Below are 3453 nucleotides of genomic sequence, written 5' to 3' on the forward strand. Positions count from 1 at the left end.
AGGGTGCATAGGCAACCGAGGCTTTTTGCCCATTGGCAGCTCTCTCAGGCTAAGGCTGGACAATAGGAGCTGGATGACGGGAGACTGTCACGTCCAGTTCTCGGAGAGCGCGAGGGTGAGACTCCCTCGCGCCACTCGACTATTTTCGGCATTCGGGAAATCAGGCAAGTATTTTGATAAAGGATCAGAAGTATGTAACAGGCCATCGTCAACAAGAGACAATATTACCGTTGCAGTAAATGTTTTTGTAATGCTTGCAATCCTGAATGTATCATCGAACTGTCTTTCTTTATTCGTTTCGAGATTTGCTTTCCCAAAAGCTTTTAAGTAATTGCCTTTACCGGGAATCCATACCCCAACAACAACACCCGGTAAATTTTTTGCCGACATGGTGCTGTCAATAAGATGATCAAGCTGCATTGTTAATTCAGAGGGGAATTGCAATTGAGGTTTTGGATCTATGGATTTACAACAACCGGTCATCAACAACGAGAAAATCACAACACTCAATAGTCCAAATTTAATAAAATTTTTCATATTTTCCTCCCTTTTGAGTTAGGTTGTTATGACTCCTTATCTATTTTCACCGGGTTCCCCCGTCGGTCATTGCCCCGGACCTCCTGGCGGCGTTTTGGACTGCCGCTACCGCCCTCGGATTCATGTCCTCTCTGTACTTTTATGTCCATGCCTTTGAACAACCGTTGGTCGGATACCTGTCCGACCGTCTCTGAATTTCACCCGCGTCGGGTTGAGTGACGGGTCAGGTGGTTATGGAGCCCCTGTCTTTTTAAAACTTCCATCCCAGGAGGTTATAGAAATCCAGCCACCAAATGAACGCGACAAGTGCTGCCGTAACAAGTGTGTAGTGTATCCGATCCGGAATTGTCCAATATTTTTTCAGCCAGGCAAATGCGGCGATAGGGATGACAATAAGTGTAAGAACCGCTGCGATGACCGGCATAGCGAGGAGCAAGATGAGCGGCAGAGGCACGGGAATGCTCGTGAAAAACCGCTCAACCAGATTGGTCTGATTCATCATCATGGACAGAAGGAGCACGAATAATAACATCATAATGGCAGCAGAACCTGCGATCCACCGTGCTGTTCGTCTGAAAACCGGGATATCCCTCCCTTTCAGCTTTCGCCGCCCACTGATGATAGCCCGAACGGGCCAGATAAAAACCGATAGAAACACTGCCAGACAGATTATTTTCACCATATCGGTAAACCGGGTCGTTGCGTGGAGCGGAATCCGTTTAAAAGGCATAAAAGGTGCGTTCGCCAGGTAATAATATACAACATTCCCTTCAGGATTCCTGACAAAAACCTGATCTCCATGGAACGTCTGGACACCGCTTACAGACCTGAACGTGTAAGGCGTTACCTCTTCGACCTCTGAGGCAGCCTTTCGGAACGAAGCCATCAACGTACCGTTCGGAGTGGCTTTCATCGTAATCTGAAGAAGAGGAAAGAAGAATTTTTCAATGGTCGACGTGTTATAAATCATCGACTCGTAGGTTCCTTCAAGTGCGGGAATCCGTTGCAGTGTTTCCTTCTTCGGGGGCCGCGGCGCATCCTGAGCCGGACAGTATCGGTCAAGGAACGCAGCGCGGAGATCATTTCGCAAAGAGGATCCTCCAGGTGAATTGGAGGTCACAAAGAGGCCGATCTGATCCTTCGGAATCATAAACAAGTTGGAATGAAAGAAAATGGTGTCACCGGCGTGGCCGATCATCCGCAGTCCATGAAGGGGCGTTTCGTAGATGCCGAGACAGAGGGAGCTAACACCCGGGGCAGGGCTGAACTGAGGGCTTTGCATCTCCCTCGCTGTGGCTTCGCCAATAATGCGTTTATTCCCGTATCTCCCAAGTTGCAGTTGGGCTATCATGAACTTTGCCATGTCGGTAGCGGTTGTACTCACCGCGCCTGCGGGAGGGAGCCTGATCAGCTCAAACTCCTGCGGGACATACCCGTCTTTTCCGTAAACGTAGCCGACTGCCATATCAGGGGCCAGGCGGTCCGGCAACGGCTGGGCAATCGTGGTCCGGTTCATGCCGAGAGGCTGGATGATCCGTTTCTCAATATACTCTTCAAACGGCATTCCAGAGACTTCTTCCACAATATGAGTAGCAAGGCTTGTCCCGTAATTAGAGTACACCGCGATTTCTCCCGGCGGCCTGATTCGCGGTGGCCAGGTGCGCTTTAGAAAAACCCACAACGGCTCAAGATCAGCGGGGTTTTTCGAATAGAGCCGCGGTTCTATATGGTCATCAAAACCGGCACTATGCGTCATCAAGTGGCGCATGGTCACCGGCCGGCCAGGGAAGGTGGCGGGAATCTTGAATTTATTGAGGTACTTGTTTACATCGGTGTCAAGATCGATCCTGCCTTCTTCAACCTGCTGGATCACGGCGATCCATGTAAAAAGCTTGGAAATTGACGCGATTCGGAAAAGCGTTTCGCCGGCATGGACCGGTTTCCCCGTATCGATGTTTGCATACCCGTATCCCTTGGCAAAAAGCAGCTTCCCATCCTTTACTAAGGAAACAGAAGATCCGGGCACATGGTGCTTTTCCATCAGCTTTGGCACCAGATTATCGAAAAATGCTTCCACTTCGGCTGCGTTTTCAGGCCTTCTGCGGCCACCTTTACAGGGGCTTCCGACTTCGTTACATCATTTGTCCGGGCCGTAACAGCCTGAGTAAACGTGAAAAGGAAAAAAGGAAGTAAAAAACTTAGCAAATAAACTTTTACCTTCCCGATTTTCATTTATCCCTCCCGGAATACATGGATCTATACAAGTAAAAGGGCTTTGATTACACTTAACCTGGAATCATTAAGTAAGTGCTGGAAGAGTACCTGACGAAGCCAAAGAACTGGTGCCATTTTATCGGATGAACGGGACGATATTATCTCAGGGTGTCAATGAATTAAGTATACTGCTACCGGAATTTTACCCTTTACAAGTGAATCTTACAGACAATTATTGAGAAATAGGTATGGTATCTCCCTAATTCGATTTATTAGCGAGTTTCCACAGCCAGAGGCTCAGACCGCCCAGGATAACGAAGGCCAGTGCGCTTGGCCACAACGGCATCATATGGCCGGCCACCAGCACTTCGGGGCGTATGATAAGGCGCCCCAATTGCGCTAACGACATCAACCCGAACACAATGCTTGCCACACGTAATCCTATGATTTGTGAATTCATGGTCTTTTCACCGGCGTTTTTTTGCTATATTATTCTCATTATTCCAATTAGTTGGCTTGGTCCGACCCTATTTTCTGGTTTTGCTGTTTTGACCTATTTTAAAATAGGGAAGTGTCCGTTCGCAGTAACAACTGTTTGATCTAGCGGGTTAAAGTCCCGTCCGGGGAATTGTCCGATTCACCCCGGTAGTTCAAGGGAGCGGCGTCTTGGTAACAAGGGGTCGTAAGTTTCTAATTGGCAAA

3 protein-coding genes are annotated in these 3453 nt (G+C 48.5%); all 3 read right to left on the reverse strand.

Annotation, left to right across the window (positions count from 1 at the left end; translation table 11 throughout):
* Nucleotides 1-87: 87 nt before the first annotated feature.
* The 3 genes from Q7J27_12520 to Q7J27_12530 all read right to left on the reverse strand — a co-directional run bounded on the left by Q7J27_12520 (nucleotide 88) and on the right by Q7J27_12530 (nucleotide 2614).
* On the reverse strand, nucleotides 88-537 hold the full coding sequence (locus Q7J27_12520; protein MDO9529962.1) for a serine hydrolase domain-containing protein: 450 nt from the start codon (nucleotides 535-537) through the stop codon (nucleotides 88-90).
* A 26-nt stretch (nucleotides 538-563) separates the two neighbouring features.
* Nucleotides 564-686 carry a hypothetical protein gene (locus tag Q7J27_12525; protein ID MDO9529963.1) on the reverse strand — a complete coding sequence of 41 codons (123 nt, stop codon included), beginning with the start codon at nucleotides 684-686 and terminating at the stop codon, nucleotides 564-566.
* Between the two features lie 101 nt (nucleotides 687-787).
* Entirely contained in the window at nucleotides 788-2614 is a 1827-nt protein-coding gene (locus Q7J27_12530; protein ID MDO9529964.1) for a serine hydrolase domain-containing protein, read from the reverse strand.
* Nucleotides 2615-3453 lie beyond the last annotated feature (839 nt).

Source organism: Syntrophales bacterium (genome assembly GCA_030655775.1).
GTDB lineage: Bacteria > Desulfobacterota > Syntrophia > Syntrophales > JADFWA01 > JAUSPI01.

Coding starts and splice junctions, on each gene's coding strand:
- Q7J27_12525 (MDO9529963.1), bottom strand. CDS start 686: ATGGACATAAAAGTACAGAGAGGACATGAATCCGAGGGCGGTAGCGGC.
- Q7J27_12520 (MDO9529962.1), bottom strand. CDS start 537: ATGAAAAATTTTATTAAATTTGGACTATTGAGTGTTGTGATTTTCTCG.